We start from the raw sequence: 19,190 nt of genomic DNA, 5'->3' as shown, positions 1-19,190 counted from the left end.
CCGCCACTCGGATGCCGCCCCGCGCGGAGCCGCGCCCCGAGGGGCAGATCCGCACGGGGCCGCCCCGGGGGTTACTCCTCCTCGCCGCCCTCCCCGCCGTCGTCGTCGCCCTCGAAGGCGTCGCCGATCTCGTCGATCACCTCGGCGGCGACCATTCCGCCGACGACACCGACGGCGGCACCGGCCGCGACTCCCGCCACCACCGCCCCGGTCCCGGGGCCCGAGCGGTGGTGCGCGTGGTGGTGGTCGTCGTGGTGGCTGCCGCCCTGTGCGTACGGGTACGGCGTGGCGTAGGCCGTCTGCGCGCCGATCACCTGCTGGAGCCAGGCGTCGACCTCGGCGTTGCGGTCGGCCTGAGGCACCGCGTGGTGCGAGGTGGTGAAGCGGTGCACCGTGTCGTGGCCTTCGGTGAGGAGCCCGGCGCGCTTGTCCACCTCGATCACGACCTCCAGGCCGCCCGGCGCGGCGAGGAACGTCACCTCGATCTCGTTCACCGCGTGGGCCCGGTCGGCGGGCGGCACGATCTCGATCTCCTGGTAGCAGGGCAGCTGCTGGCCGGTCCCCCGGATGTGGCCGAGCTCCAGATCGGCCGACTTGAAGCCGTATCCGAGCTGCCCGAACGCTTCCAGGACCGCCTCCTGGGCGGGCAGCGGCGCCACCGCGAGCGGGTCCAGGTCGCCCTTGCCCCGCGCTCCGGCCACCTCCAGCTCCGTACGGATCCCGAGCACGGGGCCCAGCGGCTGGCCGTGGAGCTCTGTGACCGGGGTCTCCCAGGGCAGGGTGACGGTGAACGGCACGGTGTGCTCGGCGTCCTCCGCGAGCCGGAACCCGCCGCCGACGGTGAACCGTTCGAGGACGACCGTGGAGTCGTGCTCCTCGTCGGCTCCCTCCACCTCGACCCGGGCGACCAGGAGGAGGGAGATCTGTTCGACCGTCACACCCCGCCCGCCGCCGCGCAGGCGGACCTCGCCGGAGAGGGGTCCGCCCGGAAGGGCGGGGGCGGGTTGCAGAACGGTGTCGACCGAGGGGCCGCCGACCCCGAGGGCTCCGAGCAACTTCTTGAACACCATGTCCGGCGTCCACTCCTTCTTCGTGGGGTGAAAACACCTCTCTACCCAGCCGCACCCTCCTGTGATGCGCACCACTCCCGATCGCTTTGCGCCCCCTTTACTATCTACAGGGCGGGTTTCCATCCGCCCGACGTCATTCCGACGACCCGAACAGAGAAGGAGCTGCGGTACCGCAATGGGTGAGCCTCCCAGTACGAACCGTGTCATCCCTGCCCCGGCACACCAGGGGACGGAGGTGACACGGTGAGCGAAGTACTCCTGCTCCTTCTCGCCCTCGGGCTGACTCTGGCGTGCGCGGTGTTCGTCGCGGCCGAGTTCTCGCTGACCACCATCGAGCGCGGTGAGCTCGAACGCGCCGCGCAGGCCGGTGAACGCGGGGCCGAAAGCGCGCTCAAGGCCGCCAAGCGGCTCACGTTCCAGCTGTCCGGCGCTCAGCTGGGCATCACCGTGACCTCCCTGGTCATCGGCATGCTGGCCGAGCCGTCCCTGGCCGTGCTCCTGCGCTCCCCGCTGGAGTCCGCCGGCCTACCGTCGGGCGCCGTGTCCACGGTCGCGACCCTGCTCGGTGTGGCGCTGTCCACCGTCGTCCTCATGGTCGTCGGTGAGCTCGTCCCGAAGAACTGGGCGATCTCCAGCCCGCTCGCCGTCGCCAAGGTCGTCTCCGGCCCGCAGCGCGCGTTCACGGCCTGCTTCGCCCCGCTGATCCGGCACCTCAACAACACCGCCAACCGTGCCGTGCGCCGGTTCGGCCTGGAGCCGGCCGAGGAGCTGGCCTCGGCCCGTACCCCGCAGGAGCTCATCGCCCTCGCCCAGCACTCGGCCCGCCAGGGCGCCATCGAGCAGGACTCGGCGGAGCTGTTCGTCCGCACCCTGCACCTGGCGGAGCTGTCCGCCGAGAACGTGATGACGCCCCGGGTGGACGTCCGGGCCCTGGAGGCCCACGCCACCGCGGCCGACGCCGCCAACCTCACGCTGGCCACCGGCCTGTCCCGCTTCCCGGTCTACCGCGACAGCCTGGACCACGTCATCGGTACGGTCCACATCCGCGACGTGCTGGCCCTGGACGAGTCCGAGCGCGCCCGGACCCCGGTCACCGTTCTGGCCACCGAGCCCCTCCTCGTACCGGACTCACTGCCCGTGGACCGGCTGCTGGCGCAGATGCGCCGCCACCGGACCATGGCGGTCGTCATCGACGAGTACGGCGGTACGGCGGGGGTCGCCACCGTGGAGGACATCGTCGAGGAGGTCGTCGGAGAGGTCCGCGACGAGCACGACCCGCACGAGCGGCCCGACCTGGCACCGGCCGAGCCGCTCGGCGACGGCCGTGCGGTCTGGGAGGCCGAGGGCAGCATCCGGCTGGACCAACTCGACCGGATCGGCTTCCGCGCGCCGGAAGGCCCGTACGAGACACTCGCCGGGCTGCTCGCCAACCAGCTCGCCCGCATCCCCGTCCGCACGGACCGGGTGGAGGTCGACGGCTGGCAGTTCGACGTCCTCGACATCGAACACCACCGGGCCGACCGGGTGCGGATCACCGCGCCCGCCCCGGCCCTGACCCTCGTGGAGGAGGACGCCCGATGACCACCGTCCAGCTTCTGATCGGCGCGCTCACCCTCCTCACGAACGCGTTCTTCGTCGGCGCGGAGTTCGCGCTGATCTCCGTGCGCCGCAGCCAGATCGAACCGGAGGCCCTGCGCGGCAGCCGGCGGGCCAAGAGCACCCTGTGGGGCATCGAACACCTGTCGGCCGCCATGGCCACGGCCCAGCTCGGCATCACGATCTCCTCGCTGGTGCTGGGCGCCGTCGCCGAACCGGCCATCGCTCATCTGCTGGAGCCGCCGTTCGACGCGATCGGCGTACCGGCCCCCCTGGTCCACCCGATCGCGTTCGTGATCGCGCTGACCCTGGCGACCTATCTCCACATGCTCATCGGGGAGATGATCCCGAAGAACATCGCGCTCGCCGCGCCCGTCGCCACGGCCCTGGCGCTGGGCCCGTCCCTGGTGTGGCTGACCCGGGCGCTGCGCCCGGTCATCTTCGGTATCAACGCGTTCGCCAACATGCTGCTGCGGCTGCTCAAGGTCGATGTGAAGGACGAGGTCTCCTCGGTCTTCACCGACGACGAGCTGGTCCGGCTGGTGAAGGACTCCAGCGAAGCCGGTCTCCTCGCCCCTGCCGACGGCGAGCGGCTCCAGGACGCCCTGGAGCTGGGCACCCGGCCGGTCGGCGAGGTGATGGTCCCGCTGAACCGGACCGTCACCGTCGACCTCGGCATCACCCCGCAGCAGCTGGAGCGGGCCGCGGTCGCCTCGGGCTTCTCCCGGCTGCCGGTGACCGGGCCGGACGACGGGGTGCTGGGCTATCTGCACATCAAGGACGCCCTCGGGGTCGCGGAGCGCACCAAGCCGCTGCCCGCGAGCGCGATCCATCCGGTGATCCGGGTCGAGATCGACACCCCGCTGGACGACACCCTGACGGCGATGCGCGCCGCCGGTACGCACCTCGCCGCCGTCGCCGGTGACAAGGGGACGGTCATCGGCTTCGTGACGATGGAAGACGTCCTGGAAGAGCTGGTCGGCCCCGCAACGGTCTGACCTTACGAAGGCAGTATCTGACCGTACGGAAGCGGTAAAGGGAGGCGGCCCGGTGTACCGGGCCGCCTCCTCCGCACTGTCCGGACGGGCCGCTTCCGAGCACGTAAGCTCGGCGGATGGCCAAGTATTTCGACGTGCACCCCGAGAATCCCCAGCCGCGCACCATCGGCACGGTGGTCGACAGCATCCGTTCCGGTGCGCTCGTCGCGTATCCGACCGATTCCTGTTACGCGCTGGGCTGCCAGCTGGGCAACCGCGACGGCATCGCCCGGATCCGGTCGATCCGCAACCTCGACGACCGCCACCACTTCACGCTGGTGTGCCACGACTTCGCGCAGCTGGCGCAGTTCGTCCGCGTCGACAACGACGTGTTCCGCGCGGTGAAGGCGGCCACGCCCGGCAGCTACACCTTCATCCTCCCGGCGACGAAGGAGGTGCCCCGCCAGCTGCTGCACCCGAAGAAGAAGACGGTGGGCGTCCGCATCCCCGACCATGTCGTGACCCAGGCGCTGGTCGCCGAGCTGGGCGAGCCGCTGCTGTCCAGCACTCTGCTGCTGCCGGACGAGGAGGAGCCGCTGACGCAGGGCTGGGAGATCAAGGAGCGGCTGGACCACGAGGTGGACGCCGTCATCGACTCGGGCGACTGCGGCACCGAGCCGACCACGGTGATCGACTTCTCCGGTGAAGAGCCGGAGATCGTACGGCGGGGCGCCGGCGACCCGTCGCGGTTCGAGTAGGCGGCCGTGGCGGGCGAGCGGTTGCGGTTCGACGGCTGGATCGCCGGGGTGGGGACCGCCTCGGGCGTCCGGCTGGTGGTCGGGCACTGGCCGCGTTCGCCGTTCGGGGCGTTCAGCGACGTCATGGTCGAGTACGCCGACGGCGAGCGGGTCCTGCTGGCGCCGTCGCAGCAGATCGCGGACTTCGTCGCCGCCACCTACCGCTTCGACCGGACCGAGGTGGTCCCGGTGTCCGTCACCGGCTCCGTATCGGTCTCCGGGCACGTCTGGGTCGTCGAGGCGGGGCCGCTGCGCCTGCGGCTGCACGCGGGACGCCGGACCGCACTCGGCAGGCTGCTCTCCGCCGTGCCCTCCCCGCTCGTCCGCAGCCCGCTCTGGGCCGCGCTGTGCGATGTTCCGGCCCGGCTGCTGATGCCCGGCGTACGCACTCTGGGGCGCGCGGGCCCTGGGCGGCGGGAGTGGTACGGGGCGCGGGACCTGCGGCCCGTCCTGGCCGCCGAGGCCGTGCTGGACGGGGCGGACCTGGGGCCGCTCACTCCCCTCGATCCACCGGTCGCCTTCGGGTTCGGCTCCGCCCCGCGCGCCCCGTCGCTGGTGCGCGTCACCACAACGGTGGAAATCGGCCCCGCCGGGCGGTGAGGGTCCCCGTTCCGCCTCCCGGAAGGGGGACCGCCGTTCCGGACCCGTCCCCGTCACACCCAGGGAGTGGCCGGGGCGGGGATGCGAGGGGGCGGGGCTCGTCGCAGGGTGGAGCCATGGCAAATCCCCCGATCGTCATCCACCGGCCGACCCCCTCGGGCGGCCGCCGGGTGACCGTGCACTACGAAGGCCGGGACGAGATACTCGGGCTGGCCCACAGCGACCACGACGTCATCGTGTTCCTGAGCGAGGCCGGCCTCGAAGAGGCGGACCGGATCCTCGACAACCCGGTCTGGGTGGAATGGCGGGGCGGACGGGCCCACCGCTACGAGGCGGCCTGACCACGCCCCGTACGCCCGGTGCACCGCGCCCGGGTCACGCCGGGGCGGACTCGGGGCTGCCGAACAGCTCACGTACCTCCTCCGCGTCGGTCTCCCGCAGCTCGTCGTCCAGCAGGATCCAGCGGGTGATCCCCACGGACTCCAGGAACGGCAGGTCGTGGCCGGCGATGACGAGGGCGCCCTCGTAGGACTCCAGGGCGCTCGTCAGCTGCCGCACGCTGGCCAGGTCGAGGTTGTTCGTCGGCTCGTCCAGCAGGAGCAGCTGCGGGGCGGGGGCGGCGAGCATCGTCGCCGCGAGGGCGGCCCGGAAGCGTTCGCCGCCCGAGAGGGTGCCCGCAGGCTGCTCCGCCCGGGCGCCTTTGAAGAGGAACCGGGCGAGCTGGGACCTGATCTGGTTGTCGGTGGTGCCGGGGGCCGTGCGGGCGACGTTCGCGGCGACGCTCAGGGTGTCGTCGAGGACGTCGAGGCGCTGCGGGAGGAACTTCAGCGGCACCGAGGCCGTGGCCTCGCCGGAGGTCGGTGCGAGCTCCCCGGTGAGCGTGCGCAGCAGGGTCGTCTTGCCCGCCCCGTTGCGGCCGACCAGGGCGATGCGTTCGGGGCCCTTGACCTGGAGGCTGCCCTCGCGCAGCCGCCCGTAGGGCAGGCCCAGCTCCCGTACGGTCAGGACGGTGCGGCCCGCGGGTACGGCGGTGTGGGGCAGGCTCACCTTGATCTCGGCGTCGCGGCGGACGGCTTCGGCCGCCTCCTCCCGGCGCTCGAGGGCCTCGTCGAGGCGGTCCTCGTGCAGCCCGCGCAGCCGGTCCCCGGACTCCTGGGCCGAGCGCTTGCGCTCCCCTGCGACGATGCGCGGGGCCTTGCGCTGGCCGTCCAGCTTCTTGTCGTGACGCTGGCGGCGGGCCACCTTGATCCGGGTCTCCTCCAGCTCGCGCTGCTGGCGCCGTACGTCGGCCTCGGCGGAGCGCAGCATCCGGCCGGCCGCTTCCTGCTGGGTGGCCAGGGCCTCCTGGTAGGCGGACCAGCCACCGCCGTACCAGCTCACCGAGCCCGAGCGCAGTTCGGCGATGCGGTCGACCCGTTCCAGCAGCTCCCGGTCGTGGCTGACGACGATGAGGATGCCGGTACGCCAGGAGTCGACGGCGTCGTAGAGCCTGCGGCGGGCGAACAGGTCGAGGTTGTTGGTGGGCTCGTCCAGGAGCAGGACGTCGGGGCGCTCCAGCAGCAGGGCCGCCAGCCGCAGCAGGACGGTCTCGCCGCCGGACAGCTGGCCCACCGTGCGGTCCAGTCCGACGGCGCCGAGTCCGAGGGAGCCGAGGGTGGCCAGGGCGCGTTCCTCGACGTCCCAGTCGTCGCCGACCGTCTCGAAGTGCTCCTCCCGTACGTCGCCGGACTCGATGGCGCGCAGGGCGGCCCGCCGCTCGGCGATGCCGAGGGCCCCGTCGACGCGCAGGTCCGTGTCCAGGGTGATGTTCTGCGGGAGGTGGGCGAGGTTTCCGCCCACGGTGACGGACCCCTCCGAGGGGCGCAGGGGCCCGGCGAGCAGGCGCAGCAGGGTCGACTTGCCGGTGCCGTTGGCGCCGACCAGGCCGGTGCGGCCCCGGGGGACGGTGAGGGAGAGCCCGTCGAAGAGGGTGGTGCCGTCGGGCCACCGGAAGGTGAGGTTGGAGACGGCCACGGAGGCGCTGGGCGCGGTGGGATGGCTCATGGTGGGTTCTCGCAGTCGGAAGCGGGAGGAACGGGGGGCTTCGTATGCGAACAGCACGCGGCGACCCGGCTCGGGGGGCCGGAGAGTGGTGGGGAGAACAGTCCTGCGAAGGTGAGGGACGGCTCAGCACCGAGGTCGCATCCACGCGGGAGTCACGGGCGGCAGACATGCCGACAGCGTCGTGACCGGTGTACGGGCCAGGCCGTACCGCGTGATGATCGCGGACCTCAGATGCGCAACGTCCACCTCTATCGGAGACAACAGGACGCGATCAGCGTAGCGGAGGTCCGCTCAGGGCGTCGAGGGATTATCTACGGGGTGGCCTGCGGGGCCTCGGTGCTCAGCGGGGCGTCCAGGTCGCCGGTGCGTGGTCCGGGGACGGGTGCGGCTTCCGGATGGAAGGGGGCGCGGCGGACGGCGAGAGTGGCGAGGAGCGCCGCGATCCCGGCGAGGGCGAACCCGTAGGGCGGGGTGGCGCCGGTGGGGTGGGTCTCGTACACGAGGGCCGCCGACAGCACGATCAGGACCGTGGGGACGCGGCCGTACTGCTGGGTGGCGGCCACGACCGCGAGCCCCCACAGGAGGTACCAGGGCTGCACCATGGGCGAGAGGACGACCAGTGCCAGCAGTCCCAGGCCCAGGGCGTGGACCGGTGGCAGGTGGCCGTTCTTCGACCTCCATGCCAGGACGAGGATCACGGCGACCGCCGCGGCCAGGCCGAGGTTCTGCACGGCAGTCTTGACCGGTTCGGGGTCGGTGCCCATGAGCAGGCGCCCCAGTTCGCCGAGGCCAAGGCCGAGGTCGCTGACGACGGAGAGCGCTGTGTGGATGTTGCCGGCGACTCCCTGGGTCCTGAGCCAGCCGAAGCCGGTGCCGCTGATCAGGGTCGCCGATCCGGCGACCGCGCAGGCGACGAGGCCGGGCGCGAGGAGCCCCTTGGCCCAGCGCCGCAACTGAGGCCCGGTGGCGGAGGCGTACACCATCACGCCGATGAACAGCAGCGATACGGCGGCCGGGGACTTGACCATCATCGCGAGCCCGACGAGGGCGCTGCCGGCCACCCAGCGGCCGCGCAGCGCGAGCGCGAGCCCGGCCAGCATGAGGCCGATCATCAGGCCGTCGTTGTGCATGCCCCCGACGACGTGCATGAGCAGGAGCGGGTTGAGCGCCCCCAGCCACAGGGCGCGGCTCTCGCTGGTGCCGTGCTCCCGGGCCAGTCGGCGCAGGGCCCAGACGATGAGGACCAGGGAGGCGAGCGCGATGAGCCGCATCGCGAGGACGGCGGGGACGATGGTGCCGCCGGTCGTCCTGGCGACGGCGGCGGACAGCAGGAGGAAGAGGGGGCCGTACGGGGCCGGGGTGTCGCGCCAGTGGTGACCGACGCTCGCCGCCGCGTCGCCGCCGATCCCGGCGGGGTCCAGGCTGGAAGGGCCGACGGTGTAGACGTCGTGGCCCTCGACGACCATGGCGCCCTGGGCGATGTAGCTGTAGACGTCGGCGCTGTAGAGCGGGGGCGTGAGCAGGAACGGTGCCGTCCACCAGGCGAGGGTGGTGAGCGTCTCGCGTACGGAGGAGGCGGTTCTGCCGTACTGCCACCAGGCGACGACGAGCACGGTGAGTCCGGCGTAGGCGAGGACGGCGGCGGCCGTGCGCGCGGTGGAGCCGTGGTCGGTCCACAGGCCCCAGGGGTCGTGGGCCGGCAGTTTTCCGGAGATCCAGCCGCCCACGGCGGTCGCAAGGGCGGCTGCCGCACCCAGCCGACGGTATCCGACGGCGCTCAAAGCCCACATGACCGGAGAACCTATCGGACGGCGCGACGCCCCCGTCCCCCTCCCCCGCCCCTCCGTCGCCGTCCGCCGGGGCACGCGCGCTGCCGCGCCCCCGGAGCGGGCTCCGGCCCCCTCCTAGCGGACGTCTCCCCGCCAGTCCCACTGGTGGCCGTCGATCGAGCGGGGCCCGTACTCCGCGCGGCCGCCCGGTCCGTAGGCGCCTATCTCCGTGACCAGCCGGACCCCCTCGCGCAGGACCTCGTCGCTCCAGCCGGTGACGTCCAGGAGCAGCCCGTCGAGCGGGCCGCCGACCAGCTCCCGGTAGTCGTGGCCCGGCCTCGGGCCCGGGTGCGGGTCGTCGTGGTCGGTGCCGTACACCCGCCGCTGCCTCATCAGCTCGTCCATGCAGGCAGCATCCCACCGGCCACTGACAACGGCCCGGCGTGCGGGGCCATCCGGCCATCCGGCGGGGGTGCCCCGGCGTCGGCGAAGTCGCCGCCACGAGGCGTGCACCATATGATTCAGGGACTCACGCACCGCGGAGCAGCCAATGAACCGGCGTCGGACTCCCCGCTCAGTTAGCGCCGAGGACCTGCTCACCACGTTGCAGAGCCTCACCGCCCGCGCTCGGCGGGAGGTGGAATTCCACCAGGCCAGAGTGGAACTCGCGCAGGCCCTTCAGCGCGACATGCTTCCGGCGACCCTTCCTGACCTCCCCGGCATCCAGTCCGCGGCGCGGTACGCGCCCGCCCGTGACGGCCTGGACATCGGCGGTGACTGGTACGACGGTTTCGCGCTGGCGGACGGCGCCCTGGGGTTCGCGATCGGTGATGTGCAGGGCCACGACGTGGAGGCGGCCGCCTTCATGGGGCAGGTCCGCATAGCGATGCGGGCGATCGCGGGTACGGTCTCCGACCCGGGCGAGGTGATGGGCCGGACCAACGACCTCCTGCTCTCGGTGGACTCCGGCCTCTTCGCGACCTGTACGTTCCTGCGGCTGGATCCGCACACCTGGGAGCTGCACAGTGCGCGGGCCGGGCATGTGGCCAGTGTGTGGGCGACGGTGGACGGCCGGTCGGGCGTCACGGAGGACCCGGGAGGCCTGCCGCTGGGCATCCAGACGGGCGAGCGGTATCCGGTCACCCGGCGGACCCTGGACACGGACGGCGCGATCGTGCTGCTCACCGACGGTGTCGTAGAGGGCCCGTCGCTGCTGATCGAGGACGGTCTCGAACGGGTGCGCCAGCTGGTCGCAGCGCATGCCGGGGAGAGCGCGGAAGCGCTGGCCGACGGGGTCCTCGGGGCGGCGGAGCTGACGGGCCACGAGGACGACGCGGCGGTACTGGTCCTGCGGCACGCCCCGGCCCGGGCGCGCTGACGCCGAGGGCTCAAGGGCGCGTGTCACCGGCTGCCCCGTCCGCACGGTCGGTGTCTGATGAGTGCTGTGATCCGCAGCAAGGAAGCCAGACGTGGGGCCGTGTACGTGGCGCAGGTCCTGGGGGTGGCCGGCGCCTACTACCTGTCGGGGCGGCTCGGGCTGACGCGCCAGGTGGTGGTGGACGGCGCGGTGGTCACCCCGCTCTGGCCGCCCACCGGCATCTCGCTCGCCGCCCTGCTGTACCTCGGGGGCCGGATCTGGCCGGGCATCGCCCTGGGCGCGCTCTTCACGGTCTCCGCCATCGGTGACGCGTTCACTGTGTCGCGGCTGGGCATCGTGCTCGGCAACACGCTCGCGCCGCTGGCCGCCTACGCGCTGCTGCGCAGGGTCGGCTTCCGCAGCGAACTGGCCCGGCTGCGGGACGGGGTCTGTCTGGTCTTCCTCGGCGCGTTCGCCGGGATGCTGATCAGTGCCACGGTCGGCAGCGTGACGCTGATGCTGGACGACAAGGTGCCGCCGGGGCGGTTCTGGCTGGTCTGGTCGTCCTGGTGGGCCGGGGACGCCATGGGGGTCCTCGTGGTCACCCCCGTGCTGCTGGTGCTGAGCCGGGTGCGGCGGCCCCGGCTGTCCGACCGGTGGCCGGAGGCCTGTCTGCTCGCGGTCGTCGTGGTGGTGGCGGGGATCTTCTCGACCCGTAGCTCGCTCTCCATGATCTACCTGGTGTTCCCGGTGATCATCTGGGCGGCGCTCCGGTTCCAGCTCCCCGGCAGCGCGCCGTGCGCCCTGGTGGTGTCGGTGCTGGCGATCACCGCGGGTACGGACGGGCTGGGGCCGTTCGCCGGCCACACGCTGATGGAGATCATGGCCAACCTCACCGTGCTCAACGGCTGTGTGGCGCTCACGGCGCTGCTGCTCGGGGCGATCGTCGCCGAGCACCAGAACATCCGCCATGAGACGGAGAACGCGGTCGTGGAGCTGGAGGCGCTGGTGGAGCAGCTGGCCCCGCTGCCGGGACCGCCTTCGGCGCGGTACGACGACGGGCCGCCGCACTCCGGCCGGTGACGCTCCGCCGCGCCCCGGTGAGCGGTGGCGGGCGGCCGTCCTCCGGTCAGTACGGCAGCGGCCGGCCGGAGGGGGTGCGCAGGTCGAGCGGGGGCGGCCCGGACGGGGGCGGGGGTCGACGGACAACGATGCGGATGCGGCCCATGGCCACCACCTCCTCCAGGTGACCGGTATCTGCCCAGCCGGCGCGGCTTCACACTTCCCGTCCACCGTGCGGACACCTCGGCCCCCTCGGGGATGCGGACCGGGCCGGGTGCGGTGACCCTTGATGGGTGGGGGGCACGGAGCGAGGAGGATCAGGCATGTCCGCACTGGACAAGATCAAGAAGATGCTCAAGGGCCACGAGGACCAGGCAGGCAAGGGCATCGACAAAGCGGGAGACATGGTCGACGACCGGACCAAGGGCAAGTACAGCGGCCAGGTCGACACCGCCCAGGACAAGCTGAGGCAGCAGTTCGGCACGGAGCGCGGCCAGGACGGGCCGCCGCGCTCCTGAACCGCCGCCGGTGAACGGCCGGCCCTGTCCGCTCGTACCCGGTCCGTGCCGCGGGTCGTATCCCGTGGCACGGACCGGGTGCGCGCCCGGCAGGCGTCTCCGGGTCGCGGGAGCCTCCCGGAAGAATTCCGGGAGGCTCGTCGGATTCTTGTTATCGCCTCGCCCGCACCGCATCTCCGGAGTGTGGGAAGTGACAGCACCCGACCCCGGAAGAGTGAACACAGCATGGGCAAGGATCACGGGACGGCCTTGATCGCGGCGGCGCGGAACGGCGACCAGGAGGCCAAGGACCGGCTCGTCCAGTCGTATCTGCCGTTGCTCTACAACGTCGTCGGCCGGGCGTTGAACGGGCACGCGGATGTGGACGACGTGGTGCAGGAGACGGTGCTGCGCATGTTGCGCAGCCTGCCCGAGCTCCGTGATCCGGAGAGATTCCGTTCGTGGCTGGTGGCGATAGCCATGAACGAGATACGCCGGCACTGGCGCGAGGGCCGGTCCGGGGCCGTGCCCGGTCGGCTGGACGACACGTTCGACCTGGCCGATCCGCGCGCCGACTTCGTCGAGTTGACCATTCTGCGGCTCGGGCTGACCGGGCAGCGCCGCCAGGTGGCGGAGGCGACGCGGTGGCTGGACGAGGACGACCGCGCGCTGCTGTCGCTGTGGTGGCTGGAGACGGCGGGCCAGTTGTCGCGGGCCGAGGTCGCCGCGGCCCTGGAGCTCTCGCCGCAGCACACCGCCGTACGCGTCCAGCGGATGAAGGCGCAGCTGGAGGCGGCCAGGGTCGTGGTGGGCGCGCTGACGGCCGACCCGCCGTGCGTACTGCTGGAGGACATGCTCTCGGGCTGGGACGGGGTCCCGTCCGCCCTGTGGCGCAAGCGGCTGGCCCGCCACGCCCGTGACTGCACCGTCTGCTCGGGCCACGGTTCGGGTCTGGTGCCCGCGGAGGGCCTGCTGGTGGGCCTGGCGCTGGTCCCGGTGGCCGGGGCCGCCGGAGGGGCGGTGGCCCCGGACCTGCTGCCGACCGCCGCGCACCTCGGCGTGGACTCGGCCGCCGGGGCGGGACGGGCCGAGCGCAGGCGCTCCCAGGTGCGGCGGCGGCGCCGCAACTCCGCCATCGCCGCGGTGGTCGCCGTCGCGGCCCTGGGGACCGGCGGCGCGGCCGTGCACCTCTACACCGACGGCGAGGACCGGGACGCGACGACGCTGAGTTCCGGGGTGCCGAGCGAGAGCGCGGTCCTCCCCACCGGTGGCACTCCCTCCCCCACGGCGACGAACGCGTCGCCGTCCGCCTCGGCCTCCTCCGCGTCCCCCTCGGCCAGTGCCTCGCCGACGGCGAGCCCTTCGCCCAAGCCGAAGCCCAAGCCCTCCCCCACGAAGAGCACCCGGCCGCCCGCCCCGAGCACGGCCGCCCCGGCCCCGAAGCCCCCGCCGCCGCCCGCGCCCGCGCCTCCGGCGTCGGAGGGCGAGCAGGTCCTCCAGATCGTCAACGCCGAGCGGGCGAAGGAAGGGTGCGGCCCGCTGACCTCCAACGATCTGCTGGCGACGGCGGCGCAGCGGCACTCGGCCGACATGGCGTCCCGGGACTACTTCTCGCACACCTCCCCGGACGGCACCGACCCGGGCGACCGGATCACCGCCGCCGGATACCGGTGGAGCACCTACGGCGAGAACATCGCGAAGGGGCAGCGGACCCCGGCCGATGTGATGAAGTCGTGGATGAACAGCCCGGGTCACCGCGCCAACATCCTGAACTGCTCCTTCAAGGAGATGGGCATAGGGAAGGTGGACTCCGGCGGCGGGCCTGTGTGGACGCAGAAGTTCGGTGCCCGCTGAGGAGTCGGCGGCGGCCCGCGGGCCCGCGCGGTGATCTTTCACCTGGCCGAAATGCGGGCGAAGCACCCTATCCACCTCGGTGATCCACACTGGTGGCAGCGCCCAGGCCGATGGTGTCCCCCGGCGAATCCTCCTCCCTGTGGACTGGAGCCCGGTGGTGTCACCCGTTTTCCCCCTCGCCGTCCGGCCGTTGCCGCTCTGGCTCGGCCACGTACTGCGTACGCAGCGCGGACCGGTCCACGGTGGTGCGGTCGTACGCGGGGCGCTCGCCATGGTCCCGCTGCTGCTCGCGGTGCTCGCCGACCGGCCGACGGCGGGTGTTCCGGTGGCGTTGGGGGCGATGTTCGCCGGGATCAACGACCGGCCGGGCGGCCGCCGTTCGTCGGTGTCGCGGGTGGGGGTCCCGGCGCTGGCGGGCGCGGCCGGGCTGCTGGTCGGCTCGCTGCTGCCCTCGGTCGGCCCGCCGGGGGCAGCGGTGTTCGTGCTGCCGTTGCTGCTCGGTGCGCTGGGGCTCCTGGCGGGGGCGCTCAGTTCGACGGGGCCCCTCGCTTCGGCCTGCGGTACGCAGTTGCTGGTGGCGGCCGTGATCGGGGCGGGGATGCCGCTGCCGGAGTCCGGTGGGGAGCGGGCGCTGCTCTTCCTGGCGGGGGCGGGGTGGGCGGTGCTGCTGCGGCTGGTGCTGCCGTCGCGGTTCCTGCTCCTGGTGCCGCCCTCGCGCCGGCCGGGCGGCGGGGGCCCGTACCTGTACGACGGCGAGCGCGAGGCGGTGGCCGGGGTGTACGCTGCGGTCGCCGGGCTGCTGCGCGCGGCGGGCGGTTCTCGGGCTCCGGCGCGCCGGGCGGCGCTCACGGCCGCACTCGACCAGGCGCAGGACGCGTTGTCCGGGCCCCGGCTGCGCCGCTACGCGAGCTCGGCGGCGGAGCGGCGGCTGCACGCCCAGTACGCGGCGGCGCTGCCTCTGGCCGAGGCGGCGACGGCGCTGGCGTGGGCCGGTGAGCCGTTGCCCGATCGGGTCGCGGAGGGGCCGCTCCGGCTGGCTCACGCGGTGCGTACGGGGAGCGCCTGCGGGCCGCTGCCCGCGCCGGCGCGGTCCGGTGCGGGGCTCCGGGCCCTGGACGACGCCCTGCTGGCCGTCGCGGAGGCGTTCGACCACCGGGCCGGGCAGTCCCTGCGGACCGCGCGGGGTCGGCCGGGGCTCGTTCGGGTGCTGCGCAGGGCCTTCGGCCCGGCGGGGCGTGAGTACGGGGTCCGGGTGGCCCTGTGCTGCGGGATCAGTGCGGCGGCGGCGCTCGGCCTGGACCACGAGCACTGGTACTGGATGCCCGCGACGGCGGTGTTCCTGGTCAAGCCGGACCTGGGGCCGCTCGTCTCCCGCGTGCTGAGCCGGGCCGCGGGGACGGTCGTGGGGGCCGCCGTCTTCGCCGGGTTCTTCGCACTGGTGGCCGGTCCGCTGCCGGCCGTCGCGGCGGTCGCCGTGTGCGGGGCCCTGATCCCCGTCGCCACCCGGCACTTCGCCGCCCAGACCGCCGTCGTCACCGTGCTCGTGCTCTCCCTCGTCCTGCTGGCGGGCGAGCCGCAGGCCGCGTGGGGCCGGGTCGTGGAGTCCTTGACGGCCTGCGCGATCGTGGTGCTGGTGGGGCATTTGCCGCTGCCCGGGCAGCGGGGCCACCGGGTGCGGGACGCGGTGGATACGGCGGTGGCGGCGGCACACCGGTATCTGCGGCACGTACTGGCCCACCCCCAGGACGGCACGGGGCGCGGGGCGCTGCGCCGCGACGCCTACCGCTCGCTCGCCGCGGCCCGGGCCGCCGTGGACCTCTCGGCGGCCGAACTCCCGCCGGTCGCGGGGCCGACAGCCGGCTTCGAGGAGGTGGCCGGCGCTCTGGAACGGCTCGTGGACACGACGACGGCATGTGCGGTCCACCTCCATGACGGAAGCGGCGAGCTGCCCGCACCGCACGCCGAACGGATCGCGGCGCACTTGGCGGCTGTCGATGCGGCCCACCGCGCCTCCGGCCGTTCCGGCGCCCTCGTCTGACGGCCCGTCCGGTGGACGCCCTACGATGCGGGGCATGATCGCTGAGCTGCAGTGTCTGGTACTCGACTGCCGGGACCCGAGGGAACTCGCCGGCTTCTACGCGTCGCTGCTCGGCGGTGAGGTCGACCGGCCCGACCGGCGGTGGGCCCTCGACGACGGGTGGTCCACCGTGCACACGGCCGGGTTGGTGCTGGCCCTCCAGCGGGTCCCGGACCACCGGCCGCCCGCGTGGCCGGGGCAGGATCCGCCCCAGCAGGCGCACCTGGATCTCGCCGTCTCCGATCTGGACCGCGCCCATGAGCAGGTGCTGGCGCTGGGGGCGTCCCTCCTGGACGGGGGCGACGGGCGGCGTGGCTGGAACGTCTACGCCGATCCGGCCGGGCACCCGTTCTGTCTCGTACGGCACTGACTCGTACGGCATCGACCGCTGGTACGGCAGCGTCTGCGCGCGGGCCGGTCCGGTGCGGCCGCGGCCGGGCCGCACCGGATCGCGGCCTGCTCAGCGCAGCAGCAGGGTCAGCGACGTACCGATGCCGGTGACCGCGCCGACCGCCACGACCGAGAGGGCGACGCACCGGGCCCGGAGCCGCTCGTAGCGCGCGGTGTACTCCCCGCGCAGTTCGGCCGCCCGGTCGCGGACGCGGACGAGCGACTCGCGGGAGACCGCGACCCGGTCGGTGAGGTAGACGCGTTCGACGTCCTCGCGCTGGGCGGTGGTGAGCCAGGGCAGCTCGTCGGTGAAGCGCCGTGCCTGCGCTCGCGCCCTCTCGACCTCGGCGTTCCACAGCAGGTAGCCCTCCAGCTGGGCCAGGCCGCGGGCGCTGTCCTTGTCGGGGTTCACGCGTCCTCCTCTCGTCGGGCTCTCCGGGTCGGGACGGGCCGGGGTCACTCCTGCCTGTCTCCCGGTGCCACGGTGGCGGAGGTGTCGGGCCGGTTGGCGGCCTCGTCGATCGCCCGCAACGACGGGTGGTGCAGGTCGAACGCCGGGGACTCGGAACGGATCCGCGGCAGGGTGACGAAGTTGTGGCGCGGCGGCGGGCAGGAGGTAGCCCACTCCAGCGAACGGCCGTAACCCCACGGGTCGTCCTCCTCGATCTTCTTGCCGTACTTGGCGGTCTTCCAGACGTTGTAGAAGAACGGCAGGAGGGAGAGACCGAGGACGAAGGAGGCAATGGTCGAAATGGTGTTCAGCGCGGTGAATCCGTCCGCCGCGAGATAGTCCGCGTAACGACGCGGCATTCCCTCGGCACCGAGCCAGTGCTGTACGAGGAACGTCCCGTGGAATCCCACGAACAGCGTCCAGAAAGTGGCCTTTCCGAGCTTCTCGTCCAGCATTTTCCCGGTGAACTTCGGCCACCAGAAGTGGAATCCGGCGAACATCGCGAAGACCACGGTTCCGAAGACCACATAGTGGAAGTGCGCCACGACGAAGTACGAGTCCGATACGTGGAAGTCCATCGGCGGCGAGGCGAGAATGATGCCGGTGAGGCCGCCGAAGAGGAAGGTGACCAGGAATCCGATCGACCAGAGCATCGGCGTTTCCAGGGAGATCGACCCCTTCCACATGGTGCCGATCCAGTTGAAGAACTTCACCCCGGTCGGCACCGCGATGAGGAACGTCATGAAGGAGAAGAACGGCAGCAGAACCGCGCCGGTGACGAACATGTGGTGCGCCCACACCGTCGCGGAAAGGCCCGCGATGGCGATGGTGGCGGCGACCAGACCGATGTAGCCGAAGACCGGTTTACGGCTGAAGACCGGGAAGATCTCGGTGACGATCCCGAAGAACGGCAGGGCGATGATGTAGACCTCGGGGTGGCCGAAGAACCAGAAGAGGTGCTGCCACAGCAGCGCGCCGCCGTTGGCCGCGTCGAAGACATGGGCGCCGAACTTGCGGTCCGCCTCCAGGGCCAGCAGGGCGGCGGCCAGGACCGGGAAGGCCAGCAGGACGAGCACACCGGTCAGCAGGACGTTCCAGGTGAAGATCGGCATGCGGAACATCGTCATGCCGGGGGCGCGCATGCAGATGATCGTGGTGATGAAGTTGACCGAGCCGAGGATCGTGCCGAAGCCGGAGAAGGCCAGACCCATGATCCACATGTCGGCGCCGATGCCCGGCGAGCGGACGGCGTCGTTCAGCGGCGCGTAGGCGAACCAGCCGAAGTCGGCGGCCCCTTGCGGGGTGAGGAAGCCGGCCACCGCGATGAGCGAGCCGAAGAGGTACAGCCAGTACGCGAACATGTTCAGCCGCGGGAACGCCACATCGGGTGCGCCGATCTGGAGCGGCATGATCCAGTTCGCGAACCCGGCGAACAAGGGCGTCGCGAACATCAGCAGCATGATCGTGCCGTGCATCGTGAACGCCTGATTAAATTGTTCGTTCGAAATCAGCTGCGTTCCGGGGCGCGCCAGTTCGGCGCGCATCACCAGGGCCAGCAACCCTCCGACGCAGAAGAAGGCGAAGGAGGTGACGAGATAGAGCGTCCCGATCGTCTTGTGGTCCGTGGTGGTCATCCACTTGATGACGACGTTGCCCGGCTCCTTGAGCCGTACCGGCAGTTCGTCCCCCTCTGCGGCATCGGTCTCCACCGGTTGCGAGATGCCCCTCGTCGTCACTGCGACGCTCCTTCGGTCAACGGCCCGTATGGACTCGGCGACCAGGATGGACCCGCGGCGATCGGTCCGGTGGGACATCCTTCCCCGTCCCGCGCGAGCGCCCGGCAAGGACACTCAAATGGCCCACACGGCTCGGAATAGCTCGCCGGGCAGCGGAGTTGGTGAAGCGGCAGAACACTTCTTCCCACTCAGCAGGTATCGGAAGGTCGGATCCATGAAGATCGGCATCATCGGAGCGGGCAACATCGGCGGAAATCTCACCAGGCGGCTGACCGCACTCGGACATGACGTATCGGTCGCCAACTCCCGCGGTCCCGAGACCCTGAGCGCCCTGGCCGAGGAGACGGGAGCCACTGCGGTGGCCGCGTCCGAAGCGGCGCGGGACGCCGATGTCGTGGTCGTGACCGTCCCGCTCAAGGCCGTACCCAATCTGCCGGACGGGTTCCTGGACGGGGCGGCCGAGGGCGCCGTGGTCATCGACACGGGGAACTACTATCCGCAGCAGCGCGACGGCAGGATCACCGCCATCGAGGACGGGCTGCCGGAGAGCCGGTGGACCGAGCAGCAGATCGGCCACCCGGTGATCAAGGCGTTCAACGGGACGTACGCGCAGGACATCCTGGACCGGGGCGCTCCGCAGGGCAGCACGGGCCGGCAGGCGCTGCCGGTGGCCGGGGACGACCCGGCGGCCAAGCAGGCCGTCCGCGACCTCATCGACGAGCTCGGCTTCAACACGGTCGACGCCGGTGGCCTGGACGAGTCGTGGCGCCAGCAGCCCGGGACGCCGGTCTACGGCAACCGGGGCGATGCCGACGCCATCGTGAAGGCGCTGGCGGAGGCGTCGCCGGAGCGCACCGCGGAGTGGCGCGCCTGATCGGCGCCGTGGCGGGGGCAGGGCCGTCCGGGGCGTGACC

Annotated in this window: 18 protein-coding genes; 12 read left to right on the top strand and 6 right to left on the bottom strand. The window is 72.3% G+C overall.

Annotated elements, in window-relative coordinates:
• Window positions 1-71: 71 nt before the first annotated feature.
• Entirely contained in the window at window positions 72-1,070 is a 999-nt protein-coding gene (locus tag GTY67_RS33635) for a sporulation protein (RefSeq protein ID WP_161281542.1), read from the bottom strand.
• A gap of 243 nt (window positions 1,071-1,313) precedes the next feature.
• On the opposite strand from GTY67_RS33635, the gene GTY67_RS33630 reads away from it, so the two are divergent.
• The 5 genes from GTY67_RS33630 (at window position 1,314) to GTY67_RS33610 (ending at window position 5,381) form a co-directional block, all read left to right on the top strand.
• Window positions 1,314-2,651 carry a hemolysin family protein gene (locus GTY67_RS33630; protein ID WP_093688094.1) on the top strand — a complete coding sequence of 446 codons (1,338 nt, stop codon included), beginning with the start codon at window positions 1,314-1,316 and terminating at the stop codon, window positions 2,649-2,651.
• A complete protein-coding gene (locus GTY67_RS33625) occupies window positions 2,648-3,664 on the top strand; it encodes a hemolysin family protein (RefSeq protein ID WP_093688092.1) in 1,017 nt (338 codons plus the stop codon). Before GTY67_RS33630 ends, GTY67_RS33625 begins: the two co-directional genes overlap by 4 nt.
• A gap of 116 nt (window positions 3,665-3,780) precedes the next feature.
• Window positions 3,781-4,401, top strand: a complete 621-nt coding sequence (locus GTY67_RS33620; protein WP_161281541.1) for an L-threonylcarbamoyladenylate synthase — start codon at window positions 3,781-3,783, stop codon at window positions 4,399-4,401.
• A 6-nt stretch (window positions 4,402-4,407) separates the two neighbouring features.
• Window positions 4,408-5,040, top strand: coding sequence for a hypothetical protein (locus GTY67_RS33615; protein ID WP_161281540.1), 633 nt, complete (start codon window positions 4,408-4,410; stop codon window positions 5,038-5,040).
• 116 nt (window positions 5,041-5,156) lie between these two features.
• Window positions 5,157-5,381 carry a hypothetical protein gene (locus tag GTY67_RS33610; protein ID WP_018512798.1) on the top strand — a complete coding sequence of 75 codons (225 nt, stop codon included), beginning with the start codon at window positions 5,157-5,159 and terminating at the stop codon, window positions 5,379-5,381.
• A 34-nt stretch (window positions 5,382-5,415) separates the two neighbouring features.
• On the opposite strand, the gene GTY67_RS33605 is transcribed toward GTY67_RS33610, so the two are convergent.
• The 3 genes from GTY67_RS33605 to GTY67_RS33595 form a co-directional block, all read right to left on the bottom strand.
• The gene (locus tag GTY67_RS33605) at window positions 5,416-7,083 is read right to left on the bottom strand and encodes an ABC-F family ATP-binding cassette domain-containing protein (protein WP_093688086.1); all 1,668 of its coding nucleotides are present in this window, start codon (window positions 7,081-7,083) and stop codon (window positions 5,416-5,418) included.
• A 311-nt stretch (window positions 7,084-7,394) separates the two neighbouring features.
• Window positions 7,395-8,873, bottom strand: coding sequence for a polyprenol phosphomannose-dependent alpha 1,6 mannosyltransferase MptB (mptB, locus tag GTY67_RS33600; RefSeq protein WP_161281539.1), 1,479 nt, complete (start codon window positions 8,871-8,873; stop codon window positions 7,395-7,397).
• A 114-nt stretch (window positions 8,874-8,987) separates the two neighbouring features.
• On the bottom strand, window positions 8,988-9,257 hold the full coding sequence (locus tag GTY67_RS33595; protein ID WP_093688082.1) for a hypothetical protein: 270 nt from the start codon (window positions 9,255-9,257) through the stop codon (window positions 8,988-8,990).
• Window positions 9,258-9,402: 145 nt separating this feature from the next.
• Here GTY67_RS33595 and GTY67_RS33590 point away from each other — a divergent pair, with 145 nt between their 5' ends.
• The 6 genes from GTY67_RS33590 to GTY67_RS33565 all read left to right on the top strand — a co-directional run bounded on the left by GTY67_RS33590 (window position 9,403) and on the right by GTY67_RS33565 (window position 16,069).
• Complete coding sequence (locus GTY67_RS33590; RefSeq protein ID WP_093688080.1) at window positions 9,403-10,230, top strand: PP2C family protein-serine/threonine phosphatase; 828 nt, start codon at window positions 9,403-9,405, stop codon at window positions 10,228-10,230.
• A 66-nt stretch (window positions 10,231-10,296) separates the two neighbouring features.
• Entirely contained in the window at window positions 10,297-11,292 is a 996-nt protein-coding gene (locus GTY67_RS33585) for an MASE1 domain-containing protein (protein WP_343238816.1), read from the top strand.
• A gap of 302 nt (window positions 11,293-11,594) precedes the next feature.
• Complete coding sequence (locus tag GTY67_RS33580) at window positions 11,595-11,789, top strand: antitoxin (protein ID WP_093688076.1); 195 nt, start codon at window positions 11,595-11,597, stop codon at window positions 11,787-11,789.
• 225 nt (window positions 11,790-12,014) lie between these two features.
• The gene (locus GTY67_RS33575) at window positions 12,015-13,622 is read left to right on the top strand and encodes a sigma-70 family RNA polymerase sigma factor (RefSeq protein ID WP_161281537.1); all 1,608 of its coding nucleotides are present in this window, start codon (window positions 12,015-12,017) and stop codon (window positions 13,620-13,622) included.
• A gap of 271 nt (window positions 13,623-13,893) precedes the next feature.
• Window positions 13,894-15,660 (top strand): FUSC family protein, encoded by a 1,767-nt coding sequence (locus tag GTY67_RS33570; protein WP_161281682.1) that lies wholly within the window; start codon window positions 13,894-13,896, stop codon window positions 15,658-15,660.
• A 34-nt stretch (window positions 15,661-15,694) separates the two neighbouring features.
• Window positions 15,695-16,069 (top strand): VOC family protein, encoded by a 375-nt coding sequence (locus tag GTY67_RS33565; protein ID WP_161281536.1) that lies wholly within the window; start codon window positions 15,695-15,697, stop codon window positions 16,067-16,069.
• A gap of 90 nt (window positions 16,070-16,159) precedes the next feature.
• Here the strand turns inward: GTY67_RS33565 and GTY67_RS33560 are convergent, their stop codons facing one another.
• Both GTY67_RS33560 and ctaD read right to left on the bottom strand, forming a co-directional pair.
• Window positions 16,160-16,501, bottom strand: coding sequence for a hypothetical protein (locus tag GTY67_RS33560; RefSeq protein ID WP_093688072.1), 342 nt, complete (start codon window positions 16,499-16,501; stop codon window positions 16,160-16,162).
• A 44-nt stretch (window positions 16,502-16,545) separates the two neighbouring features.
• Window positions 16,546-18,276: a cytochrome c oxidase subunit I gene (gene ctaD / locus GTY67_RS33555; protein ID WP_093688070.1), complete on the bottom strand. Its 1,731-nt coding sequence runs from the start codon at window positions 18,274-18,276 to the stop codon at window positions 16,546-16,548.
• Between ctaD and GTY67_RS33550 the strand changes: the two genes are divergently transcribed.
• Window positions 18,182-19,150: an NAD(P)-binding domain-containing protein gene (locus tag GTY67_RS33550; protein ID WP_343238805.1), complete on the top strand. Its 969-nt coding sequence runs from the start codon at window positions 18,182-18,184 to the stop codon at window positions 19,148-19,150. The genes ctaD and GTY67_RS33550 overlap by 95 nt on opposite strands.
• The last annotated feature ends 40 nt before the right edge of the window (window positions 19,151-19,190 follow it).

It is taken from the genome of Streptomyces sp. SID8374 (genome assembly GCF_009865135.1).
Classification (GTDB): domain Bacteria; phylum Actinomycetota; class Actinomycetes; order Streptomycetales; family Streptomycetaceae; genus Streptomyces.
This window is presented reverse-complemented; position numbering and strand designations above follow the sequence as displayed.

Coding starts and splice junctions, on each gene's coding strand:
- GTY67_RS33635 (WP_161281542.1), bottom strand. CDS start 1,070: ATGGTGTTCAAGAAGTTGCTCGGAGCCCTCGGGGTCGGCGGCCCCTCG.
- GTY67_RS33625 (WP_093688092.1), top strand. CDS start 2,648: ATGACCACCGTCCAGCTTCTGATCGGCGCGCTCACCCTCCTCACGAAC.
- GTY67_RS33620 (WP_161281541.1), top strand. CDS start 3,781: ATGGCCAAGTATTTCGACGTGCACCCCGAGAATCCCCAGCCGCGCACC.
- GTY67_RS33610 (WP_018512798.1), top strand. CDS start 5,157: ATGGCAAATCCCCCGATCGTCATCCACCGGCCGACCCCCTCGGGCGGC.
- GTY67_RS33605 (WP_093688086.1), bottom strand. CDS start 7,083: ATGAGCCATCCCACCGCGCCCAGCGCCTCCGTGGCCGTCTCCAACCTC.
- mptB (WP_161281539.1), bottom strand. CDS start 8,873: ATGTGGGCTTTGAGCGCCGTCGGATACCGTCGGCTGGGTGCGGCAGCC.
- GTY67_RS33595 (WP_093688082.1), bottom strand. CDS start 9,257: ATGGACGAGCTGATGAGGCAGCGGCGGGTGTACGGCACCGACCACGAC.
- GTY67_RS33590 (WP_093688080.1), top strand. CDS start 9,403: ATGAACCGGCGTCGGACTCCCCGCTCAGTTAGCGCCGAGGACCTGCTC.
- GTY67_RS33580 (WP_093688076.1), top strand. CDS start 11,595: ATGTCCGCACTGGACAAGATCAAGAAGATGCTCAAGGGCCACGAGGAC.
- GTY67_RS33575 (WP_161281537.1), top strand. CDS start 12,015: ATGGGCAAGGATCACGGGACGGCCTTGATCGCGGCGGCGCGGAACGGC.
- GTY67_RS33570 (WP_161281682.1), top strand. CDS start 13,894: ATGGTCCCGCTGCTGCTCGCGGTGCTCGCCGACCGGCCGACGGCGGGT.
- GTY67_RS33565 (WP_161281536.1), top strand. CDS start 15,695: ATGATCGCTGAGCTGCAGTGTCTGGTACTCGACTGCCGGGACCCGAGG.
- GTY67_RS33550 (WP_343238805.1), top strand. CDS start 18,182: ATGACGACGTTGCCCGGCTCCTTGAGCCGTACCGGCAGTTCGTCCCCC.